Source organism: Streptomyces sp. NPDC111802 (assembly GCF_055634335.1).
The window spans coordinates 168,638-185,071 of record NZ_JBVKCZ010000005.1; the positions used below are offsets into that span (position 1 = coordinate 168,638).

Annotated in this window: 14 protein-coding genes; 7 read left to right on the forward strand and 7 right to left on the reverse strand. The window is 72.0% G+C overall.

Going from position 1 to position 16,434, the window contains the following annotated elements; all coding sequences use genetic code 11:
• Positions 1-286: 286 nt before the first annotated feature.
• The 3 genes from ACZ7NC_RS07005 to ACZ7NC_RS07015 form a co-directional block, all read right to left on the reverse strand.
• Positions 287-1,444: an MFS transporter gene (locus ACZ7NC_RS07005; protein ID WP_471485831.1), complete on the reverse strand. Its 1,158-nt coding sequence runs from the start codon at positions 1,442-1,444 to the stop codon at positions 287-289.
• A 17-nt stretch (positions 1,445-1,461) separates the two neighbouring features.
• On the reverse strand, positions 1,462-2,064 hold the full coding sequence (locus ACZ7NC_RS07010) for a Chromate resistance protein ChrB (protein WP_471485833.1): 603 nt from the start codon (positions 2,062-2,064) through the stop codon (positions 1,462-1,464).
• Positions 2,065-2,143: 79 nt separating this feature from the next.
• On the reverse strand, positions 2,144-3,061 hold the full coding sequence (locus tag ACZ7NC_RS07015; RefSeq protein ID WP_471485600.1) for a calcium-binding protein: 918 nt from the start codon (positions 3,059-3,061) through the stop codon (positions 2,144-2,146).
• 380 nt (positions 3,062-3,441) lie between these two features.
• On the opposite strand from ACZ7NC_RS07015, the gene ACZ7NC_RS07020 reads away from it, so the two are divergent.
• Entirely contained in the window at positions 3,442-4,719 is a 1,278-nt protein-coding gene (locus ACZ7NC_RS07020) for an FG-GAP repeat domain-containing protein (RefSeq protein ID WP_471485602.1), read from the forward strand.
• A gap of 54 nt (positions 4,720-4,773) precedes the next feature.
• Here the strand turns inward: ACZ7NC_RS07020 and ACZ7NC_RS07025 are convergent, their stop codons facing one another.
• The 4 genes from ACZ7NC_RS07025 to ACZ7NC_RS07040 are packed head-to-tail and all read right to left on the reverse strand — an operon-like array spanning position 4,774 to position 7,752.
• The gene (locus ACZ7NC_RS07025) at positions 4,774-5,385 is read right to left on the reverse strand and encodes a hypothetical protein (protein WP_471485603.1); all 612 of its coding nucleotides are present in this window, start codon (positions 5,383-5,385) and stop codon (positions 4,774-4,776) included.
• Between the two features lie 14 nt (positions 5,386-5,399).
• Positions 5,400-6,143, reverse strand: a complete 744-nt coding sequence (locus tag ACZ7NC_RS07030; RefSeq protein WP_471485605.1) for a hypothetical protein — start codon at positions 6,141-6,143, stop codon at positions 5,400-5,402.
• Positions 6,140-7,441 (reverse strand): hypothetical protein, encoded by a 1,302-nt coding sequence (locus tag ACZ7NC_RS07035; RefSeq protein ID WP_471485606.1) that lies wholly within the window; start codon positions 7,439-7,441, stop codon positions 6,140-6,142. Before ACZ7NC_RS07035 ends, ACZ7NC_RS07030 begins: the two co-directional genes overlap by 4 nt.
• A gap of 5 nt (positions 7,442-7,446) precedes the next feature.
• The gene (locus ACZ7NC_RS07040) at positions 7,447-7,752 is read right to left on the reverse strand and encodes a hypothetical protein (protein WP_471485608.1); all 306 of its coding nucleotides are present in this window, start codon (positions 7,750-7,752) and stop codon (positions 7,447-7,449) included.
• A 196-nt stretch (positions 7,753-7,948) separates the two neighbouring features.
• Between ACZ7NC_RS07040 and ACZ7NC_RS07045 the strand changes: the two genes are divergently transcribed.
• From ACZ7NC_RS07045 to ACZ7NC_RS07070, 6 genes are all read left to right on the forward strand, one after another.
• A complete protein-coding gene (locus ACZ7NC_RS07045) occupies positions 7,949-8,689 on the forward strand; it encodes a DUF5701 family protein (protein WP_471485609.1) in 741 nt (246 codons plus the stop codon).
• 243 nt (positions 8,690-8,932) lie between these two features.
• The gene (locus ACZ7NC_RS07050; protein WP_471485610.1) at positions 8,933-10,408 is read left to right on the forward strand and encodes a VCBS repeat-containing protein; all 1,476 of its coding nucleotides are present in this window, start codon (positions 8,933-8,935) and stop codon (positions 10,406-10,408) included.
• Positions 10,409-10,549: 141 nt separating this feature from the next.
• The gene (locus ACZ7NC_RS07055; protein WP_471485611.1) at positions 10,550-11,956 is read left to right on the forward strand and encodes an FG-GAP repeat protein; all 1,407 of its coding nucleotides are present in this window, start codon (positions 10,550-10,552) and stop codon (positions 11,954-11,956) included.
• A complete protein-coding gene (locus ACZ7NC_RS07060; protein WP_471485613.1) occupies positions 11,953-13,395 on the forward strand; it encodes a hypothetical protein in 1,443 nt (480 codons plus the stop codon). The genes ACZ7NC_RS07055 and ACZ7NC_RS07060 overlap by 4 nt, the downstream gene beginning before the upstream one ends.
• A 27-nt stretch (positions 13,396-13,422) precedes the next feature.
• On the forward strand, positions 13,423-14,853 hold the full coding sequence (locus tag ACZ7NC_RS07065) for an FG-GAP repeat protein (protein ID WP_471485615.1): 1,431 nt from the start codon (positions 13,423-13,425) through the stop codon (positions 14,851-14,853).
• 90 nt (positions 14,854-14,943) lie between these two features.
• Positions 14,944-16,401 (forward strand): FG-GAP and VCBS repeat-containing protein, encoded by a 1,458-nt coding sequence (locus ACZ7NC_RS07070; RefSeq protein WP_471485616.1) that lies wholly within the window; start codon positions 14,944-14,946, stop codon positions 16,399-16,401.
• Positions 16,402-16,434: the final 33 nt, after the last annotated feature.

A 16,434-nucleotide genomic window follows, 5' to 3' on the forward strand; every position in this document is an offset into this window, starting at 1 on the left:
GGACGTATTCACGCTCCATCCGGCTGATGGTCCTCAGGAAATCCTCAAGCAGATCAGAGCAGTGCGTGATGCTTTCCGCAGCGGTCAGATCAGATACTTGAAGCGACCGGAGCGCAAGAGCGTCGGCTGAGTGTTTTTCCTGCCAAGTCACTCCCACATAACGAGTGCCACGCGGGGCAGGACATCTGGCATTCGGGGGAATATGCGTCAACGGTGATTATCTGGAATATCCAATGAATATCCAACAACGGGGACCGGACGCTGAAATTCAGAATATCTAGAATATCTATGAAACACCGGAGGCGGGTGCGGGACCTCGCCGGGCGGCGAGGGCGAGGGCGAGGACGGGGCCGATGGCGATGAGCAGGGCCAGAGCCGCGTAACCGTAGGTCAGGGTGGCCACCGAGGCGACGGCGGCGACCAGCAGGGGTCCGCCCGCGTCGCCGAGTTCGCGACCGAGCTCGGCGGAGCCCATGGTCTGGCCGAGCCGTTCGGCCGGGGTGGCGGCAGCCAGGGCGGCGAAGCCGAGCGGGGTGATCAGGCCGGTGCCGATGCCGATCAGGGCGGCGGCGGTGAGGAGGCCGGGCAGGCCGGGCAGCATGGCGCAGGCCAGCCCGGCCGCGGTGGCCAGCAGGCCGGCGGTGAGTCCGGTGCGGACGGTGAGCCGACCGTCGTCCAGGGCCCGCCCTGCCTTCGGCTGTACGACGGCCGCGCAGGCCGCGAGCACCGAGACCGCCGCGCCGGTCGCGACCGTGCCGAGCCCGGCGGCGGCGCCGGAGACCGGCAGGAAGCCGACGCCGACGGAGAGGGCGGCGGTCGCGGCGGCCAGGGCGGCCGTGGGGCGCAGGAACGCCGGGTCGGCCAGGCGGCGGGCCAGGTCCAGCACCGTCTGCCGCTGCCTGGGAAGCGGCGGCACGTGCGGGACGGCGAGGGCGGCCCAGAGCGCGACCGCCACGCCGAGCGCCGCCAGGACGACGAACAGCAGCCGCAGACCGCCGGCCCACACCAGGACGCCGCCGAGCAGCGGGCCGAGGGTGTAGCCGATGGACTTGTGGAAGCCGTAGCGGCCGAACGCCCGGCCGTGCTTCGCCGCCGGGTTCAGCCGGGCCACCAGCGCGGCGGCGGACGGCGAGAACGCGGAGGCCGCGGCGCCCTGCCCGAGCCGTGCGGCCCAGAGCCAGCCGGGGCTGTCGGCGACGGCGTAGGCGGCGGAGGCGGCCGCGAACGCCACCAGCCCGCCGAGCAGCACCGGGCGGGCGCCGATCCGGTCGGCGAGGGTGCCGAAGATCGGCTTGAGCAGCACCTCGGCGCCGTCGTACAGGGCGAGCAGGCCGCCGAGCACGAGCAGGGAGGTCACGGCGTCGCCGGAGTGGGCGCCGAGGTTGGCGGCGATGCCGTGCGCGCCGAAGGCGGTGGTGAAACCGGCGGCGTACAGGGGCCACATCCGGGGCGCTGTCGCGGTCATCGGCCGTTCCCCTCCTCGGAGGCCCGCTGCTCCGGCACCTGGTGCAGTGCGGCGAAGACACGCTCGGCGTAGTCCTCGCAGGCGGCCACGCAGACCTTCAGGCGCTCGCCGGCCGCCGCGGCCTCGGGGGCGCCGAACACGTCCCTCGCCGTCAGATCCCGGTGCCAGCGGCGCAGCCGCTCCAGCGACTGTTCCTCCTCCTCCAGCTCGGCGAGGGTGAACTTGGCGATGCGGATCTCCTTGGCCAGTTCCGTCTCGAACTTGCCGCAGTCGGCGAGGAACTCGGACCAGTCGGCGGAGCGCGCGGCCGTGAACATGGCCCGCAGCCGCCGCCCGTCCTGGTGGCCGCGCCCGGTCGCCGCGAGCGACACCGCCTCGCCACCGGCCCGCTCGGTCAGCTCAAGCGCCCGGCCGACCCCGTCGGCGAACACCGGTACGTCCGGTACGGCCCACACGCCCTGCCCGAGGGAGAGCGCACCGATCTTCCGCAGTTCGCGCCAGACGGCGACACGGTGCCGGGAGGGTCCGGCCGGGACCCTGACGACGAGGACGATCCAGCGCGTCTCGTCATGCGCGCCGTCGCCCTCGCCGCTCCGCATCTCAGTCACACTTCGGAATGTAGCAGCTGTTACATCCGGACGGGACCCGTGGACGGTTGCCAGGGCTGCGGGAGGGGGGTCAGTCCTGGCGGACGACGTCCGTGCCGGGTCCGCCCGAGAGGGTGTCCCTGCCGGGGCCGCCGTACAGCTTGTCGTTGCCGCTGTTGCCGTGGATGGTGTCGTTTCCGCCGTTGCCGTGCATGACGTCGGCGCCGGGGCCGCCGTACAGGAAGTCGTCTCCGGTGCCGGCCTTCACGGTGTCGTTGCCGTCGCCGCCGTACAGGCGCTGCCGGTCCGCGCCGCCGAGGACGACGTCGTTGCCCGCGCCGCCGTCCGCGTCGCTCTCGTCGCCGTAGGCATAGATCCGGTCGGCGCCGTTCTGGCCCAGCGAGATGGTCGATTCGGCGGCGCGGATCGTGTCGTCGCCGTCGCCGGCGAAGGCCGCAGCGGCGGTGCCCAGCGCGATGGAGTCGTCGCCCGGTCCGCCCATGATCTGGCTGCCGTCGACCCTGCCGGCGTGGTTCGACCTGTCCTTTCCGGCGCCCAGGTCGACCCAGGCCGTGTAGTAGGCCTGGTCGGTGGAGTTGCGGTAGGTGAAGTCGTCGTCGCCGTCACCGAGTCGCACATCCAGGGTGATGTAGGGGTCCTGGCTCTCCTGGGTCTCGACCGTGCAGGAGACCTTGGTGCGGTCGGCGCCGTCGGGATGGGCGCAGCCCCGTCCCGCGGTGATCGGGACCACGTCGTCGATGACGTACGTGATGCGCGCCAGGCCTTCGGCGGACGTCGCGGTGACGGTCACCTCGTTGGTCTGGCCGGACGCCGCCCGGTAGCCGACCGCCGAGCCCTGGGCACCGGCCGTCGCGGTGGCCGGCTGCGCGGCGGCACCGGCCACCGCGGGCAGGGCGATCGACGCGGTCAGCGCCGCGCCGAGGGTGAGGGTGAGGGTGAGGACCGACGCAGCGGTTAACGCCGTGCGGCCGATGGGGCGAGAGGGCATTGCACAACCTCCGTGGGGAGCGTGTGGTTCGACGACCACGTGACTCCCGGCCGAGGTGAGGGGTTGTGCACGGGTTCGTACGACGGCAGTCCGGCACCGTCCAGGCGGCGGGCGCGCGAACGCCGCCGACCAGCGATGATCGACCCGTCGACGGGGAGGGTGGCACCTGTCCGACGGGCGGATGTCGTCAGGAATTCATCCGGCGAGCCGGTCGGCCTAGCGGGTGGGGGCGCCGCGGTTCACCCCAGCGGGGTGACAGACAGAGCGCCGCACAGGACTGTCCCCCCATCTCGAACGCGTGCATGATTACCCAGTTGTTGTCCCAGATGTTGACGAGGTGAGCGGTGCGCGCGCGAAGAAGCGGGAAGTGTACGGCGGTCATGACCGGCACCCTCTCGGTCCTCGCCCTCGCGGTCGCCGCCTGCGGCCCCACCCGGCACGACGACGCGGAGCCGGCCGGCCGGACCCCGTTCCACGTGGCCGACGCGCCCGCCCAACTGCCCATCCCCCAGGGCAAGGGCAGCAAGACCCCCGACGACTTCAACGGCGACGGCCACCGCGACCTCGTCCTCAACGACCTGGTGAAGGCCCAGGCCCACGCGGACGACGCGGGCATCGGCATCGTCTACGGCGGTGAGCGCGGACTCGCCCCGGGCGCACGGCAGTTGCTCAGCCCCGAGCGGCAGGCGGCCCCGACCAAGGGCCAGCTCCCGGCCGTCTTCGACGCGGAGGAGACCTGCGACCTCGACGGCGACGGCTTCACGGACCTCGTCGTCTCCACCGACCCGCCCTACGACGGCCAGGGGCAGCCGCCGGTGCCGTTGCAGATCCTCTTCGGTTCGCCGAAGGGCCTGGCCGGCAAGGCGGTCAAGCTGGCGATCCCGGACCGCGCGCGCGTCGGCAACGACTGGCCCGACATGCCGGTGTGCGGCGACTTCGACGGCGACGAGGCGCGGGACCTGGTCGTCCACGCGTCGGGAGGCCGACTGAGCTTCCTGCGGGGCCCGTTCAGCCGCAAGGGCAGCCCTCGCGCGGCAGGCGCCCCCGTCCAGGCACCCGGCAACGTCCCCACGGGCCCCGCGGCCGACGTCGACGGCGACGGATACGACGACCTGGTGATCCGTACGGCGGCAGGCAGCGGCAGGTCGGCGCTGGTCCTCGGCGGGCCGACCGGCCCCACCCGCACGGGGGCCACCCTCCCCGCCGGCATCGACGTGGCCCTCGGCACCTTCGGCAAGGGCAAGGCGGCCCTCGACGCGGCGATCGGCACCATGGGCGGAACGTCCCTGCGCTACGACCTCCCGACCGCCGCCGTGCGCGCGACCCTCGACTCGCCCGGCTCCACGCTCGACGCCGCCGACTTCGACGGCGACGGTCTGAGCGAACTCCTCTCCAGCGGCTCGCGGTTGCGCATCTTCCACGGCCGTACGGCAGGACTCGCGACGGCGGGCATGGTGACCGTGCGGCCACCCGCACGGGGCAGCACACGCGTCGTGACGGTCGGCGACTTCGACGGGGACGGGCGGGCGGACCTGGTCGTGCGGACGTATGTCGGCGAGACGAAGGACACGGTGGCCGTGTATCCGGGGATGAAGAAGGGGCTGGTGGCGGCGGAGCCGTCGGTGCGGTTCTCCAGCTCGGAGTTCCTGGCGCGGTAGCCGCCGTAGCAACCGTAGTTGCCATAGCAGCCGTGGAAGCCGTAGGCGTACGCGTCAGTCGGCGACGCGCGCTCCGATCGCCCGGGCGCGGCGGCGGGCTTCGGGGCTGAGGCCCTTGCGGCGGGGGTCGGTGCGTGAGTCGTAGGCGGTGGGCTGGGTGAGGCAGTCCAGTCCGCGCAGGCCGGGCTTGGCCACCACGCAGGCGAAGCGCGGGTCGCCCGCGTACCAGAGTTCCTCGTCGTAGCCCTTCAGTGCCTTGTGGGTCCAGGACCTGAACAGCCCGGCGGCGAGCTTCAGCGACACCGTCTTCTCGGGCTTGTCGGGGTCGGGCAGTACGAAGACCGCTCTGCCCTTGTTGATCCGCACGGCACCCGGCTGCTGACGCCAGGGATAGACGGCGAGGATGCGCCGCATCCGCACGGCCTTGGCGAGTCGGCCGAGACCCAGGATCACCTGTCTTCCGATCACCAGCAGGACCAGCACCATCGGAAGCACGGCCGCCACGGGCAACAGGAGGGTGACGTACAGCGCCCCCACCCACACCGTCACCCAACCGAGCGCCCTGGCCAGGTTCCACGCCGTCCGGCGATGGAGCGCACGTCGGGTGCCCGGTGTGTCCCACGCCACCGGCCCGTCGAAGCCCTGCTTGTCGAGGTTCATGGTCATGTGCCCGTCCCGGGTCAGCCGAAGTCGGAGGCGATGTCGCCCGCCCCGCCACCCGTGCCGTCGGGCCCGTCACCTCGTGCGGCGCGCCCGATCTCCGGCAGCGGATCGTGGAAGGACACCGTGTGCGCGATGCCCGCCATCATGTCGCGGTAGTGCTTCCGGGAGCCCACGGCCGTGCTGCTCAGCGTCAGGACGCCGAGCTGTGTACCCGAGGGGGCCGGGACGTAGAGCGTGCACTGGTAGAGGTCCTGGCCGGATACGCCCTCCAGGACGGGCGTGGTGATCATGGTGTCGGCGATCGACGCCGGACGACCGCCCGGAAGCGTCAACAGCTCGATGTTCTCGGTGCTTTCGCGCAGCGAGACCGCGCGAACGGCCGTGATCCTGGCCGGCGCCCAGTCGATGTCTCTGAGCGCCACCGTGAAGACGGACGAGGCGGAGGAACCGTCGTCCGCGTAGTGCATACCGAGCGCGCAGGCGATGACGCCTTCGCTCCGCATCCGGCCGGCCATGAACCGAACATCCCGCAGTGCGCCCGTGTACCGGTCACGCTGGCCCTCGGGGGCAAGGCCGAGGACCAGCTCCAGTGCCTGATCCAGGTACGTCTCCTGCTCCGAGCCCGGTTCGGGGTCGAGAGCGTCGATGGGGACGTCGAGGTACCCGGCCGGCAGCGCGTACCAGATCTTCGAGCTCGGATCTCTGGCCGTGTCGTCGATGACCAGACGCAGCGGCGGCTGCTCGGCGGCTTCCCGCGTCATCGCAGCACCCTCGCGACGTTGCCGATGACCGCGGCGGCACCGGGGCCGTCGAACAGACCCGCACGGGCCGCGTCCACGCCGGTGGCGGAGTTCTTGCCGGCGTCGCTCTTCAGGGCGTCGATGTTCTCGGCGGCCAGTCCGTAGCCGGAGGTGACGACACCCGCGATCGGCGAGACGTAGTCCATGCCCACCCGGACTGCCTGGCTGCCGCCCGCCGCGCGGGCCACCAAGTCTCCGACCGGGTTGTAGGAACCCGCGGTCGCGATCCGGCCGGCGGCCTTGACGGTGTCGTCGGCGAACCGGCCGAGGAACTGCCCGGCGCTCACGGCTTCGGACGCGAACCGCGTCGACCGGATCGCACCGTTGAGGCCGCGGCTGACGGCGCCCACTCCCGGCACCGCGCCGAGGGCGTCGCCGACGAGCCCCACGGAGTTCTCCCAGAAGTCCGCGTCGAACTCGCCCTTGGTGAACCCGTCCTCGAGCGATTCCCGCACCTGGGGATCGGCGAGCCGGGAGCCCATCGTCGCCAGGCTCAGCGCGCCCGCCGCCAGCAGCATCGCGATCCCGAACGGCCCCGTGCACAGCAGCGCCAGCAACCCCGCCACCGCCGCCAGCACGCTGAGAATGTTGGTGAGGTTGTCCCCGATCCAGCTGAGCGCCTTGCTCAGCCAGCCCGGCTCCTCGGGCGCCAGATCCTTCGTGGAGTCCTTGAGCTTCTTCGCGAGGTCCCGCGCCTGGTCCTCGTGCGTCCCCTCCAGCTCCCGCGCCTTGCGCATCACCTCGTCGAGGGCGCCCTGCGCGTTGTTGACGGCGGTGACGGCGTCGTTGAGCCGCGTGTTGGCCGCGTTCAGCCGGGCCTGGGCGCTCTGAAGCTCGGGGCCTTCCTCGAAGGTCTGCCCCGCGAGCTTCAGGTCGGGGTCCTGCCTGGCCGTCTCGTGCCGGGAGTTGGCGCTCTTCAGGTCGCCCTTGTGGTCCGCCGCCTCGACGTCGTACTTGTGCGCCAGCTCCCTGCGGCTGGTCAGCCCGCCGTGCCACGCGCCAAGGTGACCGGCGGCCAGCGAAAGGGACTTGTGCGCGTCCTTCATGTACTTCGGCAGATCACCGTCGAGGGCTTCACGGAAGCCCACGGCCGCGTCGCCCTCCCAGAAACTGGACTCGCCGAGCAGCTTGTCGATTTTCTGGTACGCCGTCTGCAGCGCGCTCGCCGAGTCGACGAGCTGGGTGCGGAGCTTCTCGACCTCGCCCGGCTGGCCCGGTACCGGGTTCCACCCGAGGTGCACATACGGATTCTGTGCCATCGCGATCACTTCCCCGCGGCCGCGGCCCGCTTGAAGCTCTCCTCCAGGGAGGTTTCCACTTCGCGGTAGTTGTCCGTGTTCTTCTGGAGCCCCTCGGTGAGTTTGCCGATGCGCTCCTTGATCTGCTCGTTGCCGTACTTCCAGCGCTCCTGGAACGCGTCGCACGCCTCGTCCAGTTCCGGTGTCCCGATCTGGTCGGACCGCACGTGCTGGAGAGCGGTACGCACCTGCTCAAGGGAGTCGTGGGCGCTGTTGAGATCCTTGGTGAAGGCAGCGAGCTGATCGATATCGGTCTTGAAGTGGTCCCCCACGCAAATCCTCCCCGTTCGCGGTTCGCGATCGCACCGGCAAACAGCAGCCGGCGGCCGAACGGGCCCGATCATGCCATGAAGGAGCAAAGAGACCGCTCCAGGGTCACGGAATCCACACGAACCCGCGCCGGGAACCTTCCGAAACACCACCTTCGTTGACCCCACGTCAGCTGCCGCCCGCGAGCCGAGGAGCCCCGTGCCCGACACCTCGTCCACCCCGACCCCGCCCGCTCTTCCGCCGCTCACCACCCAGGCGGCCCGTCTGATCGAGCTCGGCGTGCACGAGCTCGCGGGGATACCGGCCGACGAGCTGCGCGCCTTCGCGGAGAGAGCCGAGGACGCGGGCAGGGCCGAGGACGCGAAGGGAGCCGAGGACGCGGGGAAGCCCGCCGGCACCGAGCGCGCAGGCGGCGACTCCCTGCTCGCCGTCCACCCGGACCGCGTCCCCGCGTCCGCCCTCGCCCCGCTGCTCCGCCGCGACGGCAAACCCGGCTTCGTCGTCGTCGACATGCCCGACGTCGACGACTTCGCGCCCCACACCGTCGAACTGCCCGAAACCCCGCTCTACGTCGTCACCGGCCTCGACCGCGGCGACCACATGGCCAACTGGAGCCCGGAAGAAGCCCTGCCCGCACTCACCAAGGACGACCGCACCCCGCTGGTGCTCACCGAGGGCATCCACTGGGTGCTCCAGCAGCCGGCGGCCCTGGAGCGCAACCGCTGCTTCATGACGATCGGCTCCCGGCTGCGCAAGGCGAACGGCACCCTGGACGCCCGTACCCCGGCGATCTGGATCAGCAACGGCACCGGACGCGACGGCCGCGAGCGGCGCAACGCCCCGAAGGTCGGCTGGTGCTGGTGGGGCAACCGCCACACCTGGCTGGGCTTCGCCTCCACCACGAGCCGGAGCGCGGACGGACCGCTGACGGACGACTGACGGCCCGCTGACGGACGGACGGCCGACAGTCCGCCTCCCCCTCGCTCTCCCGCGCCCTCCACACCAGCCCCCGTCCCCTCAGAAATTTACCGAACTCACGTACAACCCTTCCGCCCCACCACAGGTCTCCTGATCGCCGACCGCACGGTGAACCCGAGGACAACTCCCGGAGAACGCCCGCGGCCGCACCCCACCGTCTGCGGATGCCCCGCCAGGCATCCCCGCATGCAGCAGGAGACCCGCATGCACAAGCACCACCTGCGACTTGCCCTCGCCACGGCCACCGCGGCCGCGCTGACGGGCGGTCTGCTCACCTTCGCCGCCTCGACGGCGACCGCCGCCGACTCGACCACCGTCCCGCACGCCGACTTCAACGGCGACGGCATCGGGGACGTGGCCTTCTCCGCCGACGGCGGCTACGTCAGCGGCCAGAAGGACGCCGGCCAGCTCGTCGTCCTGTACGGCACCGCCACCGGCGTATCGTCCGCCAAGCGCCACACGATCAGCCAGAACACCACCGGCGCCCCCGGCACCGCCGAGGCCGGGGACCACTTCGGCTACGACACCGCCTTCGCCGACTTCAACCGCGACGGCTACGACGACATCGCCGTGGGCGCCTCCGGCGAGGACGTCGGCAGCGACGCCGACGGCGGTGGTCTGGCCATCCTGTGGGGCTCGGCCGCCGGCATCACCGGCAAGGGCGTCACGATCGCCGACCCGGCCCCGACCGCGCACGACCGCTGGGGCAAGAACCTCGCCGCCGGCGACTTCGACGGCGACGGCAAGGCCGACCTGGCCGTCGGCAGCAACACCGCCACCGTCTACGTCCTCAAGGGCGGCTTCTCCACCTCCGGCACCCCGGGCGGTCGCTACACCATCAAGCCCCCGATCATGGGCGCGGACGCGAACGGCCCGCTGAACCTGAGCGCCGGTGACGTCAACGGCGACGGCCGCACCGACCTGGTCGTCGACGGCTACGAGTACCAGACCGACTACGGCTGGAACGAGAACTCCTACATCCCCGGCGCCTCCAGCGGCCTCGCCATGGCGAACATCCGCACCCTCAAGCCCGGCGTGATCACCGCGATCGGCGACATCAACAACGACGGCTTCGGCGACATCGTCAGCGGCGCCCAGTGGAACGCCACCACCGACGACGGCACCTCCATCCCGAACTCCGCCAAGGGCGGCAAGGTCTGGGTGACGTACGGCACGGTGAACGGCCCCGGCACGGCCACCGGCATCACCCAGGACACCGGCAACGTCCCCGGCGCCTCCGAGACCAACGACTGGTTCGGCTACGAACTCGACCTCGGCGACATCAACGGCGACAGCTTCCTCGACCTCGCCATCGGCGTCGCCGGCGAGAACATCGGCAGCGCGGTGAACACCGGAGCCGTCACCATCCTGTACGGCAATGCGAGCGGCCTGAACACCAGCTCGGGCGCGCAGTCCTTCGCGCAGAGCACCGCGGGCGTCCCCGGCGACGACGAGAACGACGACATGTTCGGCATCGACCTCAAGCTGGACGACGTCACCGGCGACGGCAAGGCCGACCTGATCGCCGGCTCCGCGGAGAACGGCGGCAACGGCGGGGTCACCTACCTGCCCTCCAACGGCTCGAAGATCACTGCCACCGGCTCCCGCACCATCGCCCCGAGCACCTCGGGCGTCTCGACGACGGGCACGCCCTGGTTCGGCGCCAACTTCGCCGACTGAGCCACGTACGAGCCGACTGAGCCACATACGAGCCCACTGAGCCACGTACGAGCCGACTGAGCCACGTACGACTCGATACGACCCACCGGCCGGGTCCGTCCCCCGACGGGCCCGGCCCCCTCCCTGACCGGAGCACCCAGCTTGCGCAAGCGCCCCCTTCTCCTCGCCGCCGCCCTCACCACCGGCCTGCTCACCGCGCTCCCGGCCCCGACGGCGGCCGCCGCCCCCTCCGGACTGGCCGGTGACTTCAACGGCGACGGCTACCGCGACGTCGCCGTCAGCGCCATGTGCACCGACGTCGGCTCCGCGTCCTGCGCCGGCGCCGTCGTCGTGCTGTACGGCTCGTCGTCCGGTGTCTCGGCCACTCGCAAGGCCGTGATCACGCAGAACTCCACCGGGGTGCCCGGCACCGCCGAGTCGGGCGACCTCTTCGGGTCCTCCCTCGCCGCCGCCGACCTCGACCGCGACGGCTACTCCGACCTCGTCGTCGGCTCCTCGGGCGAGAGCATCGGCGACCGGGACGGCATCGGCTCCGGCACCGTCCTGTGGGGCTCGAACTCCGGGCTGTCCGGCGGCAAGGGCCTGCCGCAGCCCTCGACGCTCGCCGAGTGGGGCGGCTTCTCGCACGGCGCCGCGACCGGCGACTTCGACGGCGACGGGGACATGGACGTCACGCTGACGGGACAGAACCACACCCGTATGTACCTGGGCCCCTTCACCCGCACCGGCGGCCCGCTCAGCCACTACGGCGTCGGCGAACTCGGCTCCACCTACGAGGTGATCGCGGGCGACCTGAGCGGCGACGGCGCGGCCGAGCGCGTCTACCCGTTCGGCGTGGACGGCGACTCCGGCGGCGAGATCGACTACTACCGCTGGACCGGCGGCGGCTACAAGTTCACCGAGCTGCCGAACGCGGACGGCTTCGCGGGCTCCATCGCCGACATCAACGGCGACGGCTACGGCGACCTCGTCCTCGGCGACTCCTCGGACCCGGGCCCGGACAAGCCCGGCGGCCACAAGGGCGGCCAGATCACCGTCTGGTACGGCGGCCCGAACGGCCCCGACCCCGCGCAGCAGCCGACCGTCGTCCACCAGGACAGCACGAACGTGCCCGGCTCCGGCGAGACCGACGACGGCTTCGGCAGGGCCCTGAGCACCGGCGACATCAACGGCGACGGGTTCGCCGACGTCGCCGTCGGCGTCCCCGGCGAGGACCTAGGCGCGGCCGGGGAGGCGGGCTCGGTGACCGTGCTGTTCGGCTCGGCGTCCGGGCTGCGGACGTCGGGCTCGAAGTCGTACACGCAGGACACCACCGGCGTGCCCGGCGGCGTCGAGTCCTGGGACCGCTTCGGCTCCGCCGTCGACCTCACCGACATCACCAAGGACGGCAAGGCCGACCTCGTCATCGGCGTCGACGGCGAGAACGGCGCGGGCGGCGTCTGGACCTTGCGCGGCAGCTCCACGGGCCTGACCACGACCGGCGCCCAGGGGCTGACCGCCGCCGCGGTCAAGGTCGGCAACTACTTCGGCTCGGTGATCGCCCAGTGACGTACCGCCTCCCGGGAAACCGCGTCCGCGTCGTCCTCCTCGCGGCCGCCCTCACCCCGCTCGCGCTCACCCTCTCGGCCCCGGCCGCCCACGCCGCCACGGCCGCCAAGCCGTACGACTTCAACGGCGACGGCCGTATCGACCTCGCGATCGGCGCGCCGGGCGCCACGGTGGGCGGTAAGTCAAAGGCGGGCGCCGTATCCGTGGTCTACGGCAGCACCGGCGGCCTGATGACCGCCACCCGCACGCTGATCACCCAGAACACGGCCGGCGTCCCGGGCTCCGCCGAGGCCGACGACGCCTTCGGAACCGCCGTCGCCTCCGCCGACCTCGACACCGACGGCTACGCGGACCTCCTGATCGGCGCGCCCGGCGAGGACATCGACGGGGACACCAACGACGGCGCGGTCGTCGTCGTCTGGGGCTCCGACTCGGGTCTGTCCGGGGCCCGTTCGGTGCCGAACCCGTTCGACACGGACGTCGACCGCTACGGGCAGGCGCTGGCGGCGGGTGACGTCGAGGCCGACGGCGACCTGGACATCGTGGTCGGCTCCAACGGCCCGGTCGGGCTCAGCTTCGTCAACGGCCCGTTCACCAGGACCAGTTCCTTCCAGGGCGCTTCCGGTTCCGGCTTCCCGGCCCCGTACTCGACGTCGTACGGCATCACGTCCGTGACCGTCGGGCCGGTCACGGCCGCCTGGCACACCAACCTGATCGTGCACGGCCGCAAGAGCGACGGTGACGCGGTCACCCACCTGGTGACCGAGCCGAACATCGGCAACTACACCGACTGGATGCAGGAGTTGCCCGCCGGCTACGTCTCAGCGATCGGCGACATCGACAAGGACGGGTACGCGGACATCGCCATCGGCAACGAGCGCGAGGCCTCCGCCGACCCGGCCGGTGCCAAGGGCGGCAAGGTCACGGTCGTCTACGGCGGCCCGGCCGGCCGGGACACCTCCCGCGCCCCGCTCGTCCTCACCCAGGACACCGCCGGCGTCCCCGGTGCCGCCGAGTCCGGCGACCTCTTCGGCAGCGAGGTCTCCCTCGGGGACGTCAACGGCGACGGCTACGCGGACCTGGCCGTAGGCGCGTCCGGTGAGAACTCCGGGGCCGGCTCGGTGACCGTGCTGTACGGCGCGGCGTCCGGGCTCAGGACCACCGGCGTCCAGTCCTTCACGCAGAACACGGCCGGCGTGCCCGGCGCCTCCGAGGCGAACGACCGCTTCGGCGCCCGCGTCCTGCTCGCCGACCACTCCGGCGACCGCCGCGCCGAGCTCACCGTCTCCGCGACCGGCGAGAACGGCGACGGCGCCGTCTGGTCGCTGCGCGGCGCGGCGAGCGGTGTGACGACGGGCGGGGCGATGAGCTTCGGCCCCGGCACGACGGGCGTGTCCACGGCGGGCAGCCCCGGCTACGGCACGGCCCTCAACTCCTGATCTCCGGCATTCCGAAGGGACTTCACCTTGCGCAAGCGCACGCTGCTGCTCGCGGCGACCCTCACCACGGGCCTGCTGACCGCCCTCCCGGTCACCAACGCCGCCGCCGCGCCCTCCGGCCTGGCCGGCGACATCAACGGCGACGGCTACCGCGACGCCGTCATCACCGCACCCCTCGCCAAGGTCGCCGGCAAGAGCAACGCCGGCTACGTCGCCGTCGTCTACGGCAGCGCGAGCGGCCTGGACACCGGCAAGCGGCAGATCATCAGCCAGGACACGGCCGGCATCCCCGGCGTCCCGGAGAGCGGCGACTACTTCGGCGATCGGGCCACCACCGGCGACCTGGACGACGACGGCTACACCGACATCGTGGTCGGCGTGCACTCCGAGCGGATCGGCTCGACCGACGACTTCGGCGCCCTGACGGTGCTGTGGGGCGGCGCGACCGGCATCAAGTCCGGCACCGACATCACCACGCTCCCCGAGTACCGCAACGAGCTCGGCTGGTCCGTGGCCACCGGCGACTTCGACGGCGACGGCGACACCGACCTCGCGGCGGCGAACAACGCCTCCCCGGGGCTGAACGTCTTCGACGGCCCCATCACCCGCACCGGCAGGGCGGAGGGACTCGGCGGCATCGACACCTCCGAGGAGACCGGCATCAACACCGACCAGATCGTCGCGGGTGACGTCACCGGCGACGGCAAGTCGGACCTGCTGGTCATGGGCCAGGAGGAGATCAGCGGCGGCTACCGCACCCGCAGCGTCCTGTACAAGGGAACGGCGATCGACCTCACGCCCTCGATCAAGGTCGCGGGCGGCTACGCGGCGGTCATCGCGGACGTGAACAAGGACGGCTACGGCGACATCGTCACCGGCAACTTCATGGAGAAGTCGACGGACGAGCCCAACGGCGGCTCCGGCGGCGCGGTGACCGTGACGTACGGCGCCGCGAGCGGCCTGAGCACCCGCACCCCTGTCCGCTTCACCCAGGACACCACCGGGGTGCCGGGCGCGTCCGAGCGGAACGACGCCTTCGGCTGGAGCCTCGACGCCGGTGACACCAACGGCGACGGCTACGCCGACATCGCGGTCGGCGTCGCCAACGAGGACCTGAGCGGGAAGACGGACGCCGGTTCGGTCGTGATCCTGCGCGGCTCCGCCTCCGGCCTGACCGGCACCGGTTCCAAGGCGTTCTCGCAGGACACCAGCGGAGTGCCGGGCACCGCCGAGTCGTACGACTACTTCGGTCACTCCGTCCTGCTCACCGACGTCAGCAAGGACGGCCGCGCCGAGCTGATCACCGGCGCCCGCGGCGAGAACGACGGAGCGAGCTCCGCCTGGGCCCTGCGCGGCAGCTCCTCCGGCATCACCGCCACCGGCGCGAAGTCCTTCGGCAGCACGACGCTGGGCGGACCGTCGGGCCTCACCTACTTCGGTGACGTACTGGCGGGCTGACCCGCCTGCCCGCCCACCCGCGCGGACACACGGACGCGCGGGTGGCGGGCGCCCCCCACCTCACCCATACCATCGCGGGAGGAACCCCACATGCTCCGGCACCACCACAACAGCAACCGCAACCGCAACCGCCTCCACTCCCTGGCCCTCGCCACGGCCACCGTCGCCGCCACCCTCACGGCCGCCCCGCTGCTCACCGCGGCCCCGGCCGCAGCGGCCCCCGCCAAGTACGCCGACGACTTCAACGGCGACGGCTACCGCGACCTCGCCACCGCCGCGCCGTACACCCCGGTCGGCGGCAAGACCGACGCGGGCGCGGTCGTCGTCAACTACGGCTCCGCGAACGGCATCAGCGCGGCCCGGCGCACGGTCATCACCCAGAACACGGCCGGCATCCCCGGCACCGCGGAGCAGGACGACGAGTTCGGCCAGGCCCTCGCCTCCGGCGACCTGAACCGGGACGGATACGCCGACCTCGTGATCGGCGCCGAAGGCGAGAACGCCGACGCCGGCGCCGTCGTGATCGTCTGGGGCGGCAGGAGCGGACTCTCCGGCGGCCAGGTCGTCCCCGACCCGGCCCCCTCGACCCATGACGAGTACGGCATGTCCCTGGCCGTCGGCGACTTCAGCGGGGACGGCAAGGCCGACCTCGCCGTCGGCAGCACCGGCAGCGACATCTGGATCCACCAGGGCGGCTTCCTCAAGGCCTCCGGCGCCGCGTCCCGCTACAAGCTCGCCACCGACCTGTACGCCGGCATCATCTACGGCGCCCAGGGCCTCGCCGCCGGTGACGTGAACGGCGACGGCATCGCCGACCTGATCATCAGCGGCACCCAGGCGGAGACGTACGACAGCGGCACCTTCGTCTACCTGGGCTCCGCCTCCGGCCTCACCCGCCAGACACTCCTCAAGAACGGCGCCTACGAGCGCGCGGCGGTCGGCGACCTCAACGGCGACGGCTACGCCGACATCGTCGCGTCGACGTTCGGCGACGACGGCGTGACCAGCCTCGGCGGCATTCTGCGCGCCTACCTCGGCAGCGCAACCGGCGTCCGCACCCAGCCGCAGGCCACGATCACCCAGGACACCCCCGGCGTCCCGGGCTCGGACGAGGAAGGCGACTGGTTCGGCAACGCCCTCTCCCTCGCCGACATCAACCGCGACGGCTACGCGGACCTGGCCGTCGGCACGATCCACGAGACCATCGGCACCGCCAAGATCGCCGGCGCCGTCACCGTGCTGCGTGGCTCGGCCGCCGGTCTGACCGCCACCGGCGCCCAGACCTTCACCCAGAACACCGCCGGCGTCCCCGGCACCGCCGAGTCCGCCGACCGTTTCGGCGCCTCGGTACGCCTGTCCGACCTCAACGGCGACGGCCGGGCCGACCTGTCCGTCGGCGCGGACGGCGAGAACCACCCGGCGGGCTCGATCTACAGCCTGCGCGGCTCCGCCACGGGCGTGACCACCACGAACGTGACCAGCTTCGGACCGGGCTCACTGGGCCTGCCGTCGGGGTACCTGCGGCTGGGCCAGGTCATGCTGGGCTGACGTGCCGTCCCGGGGGGCGTCCCCCGTACGGCG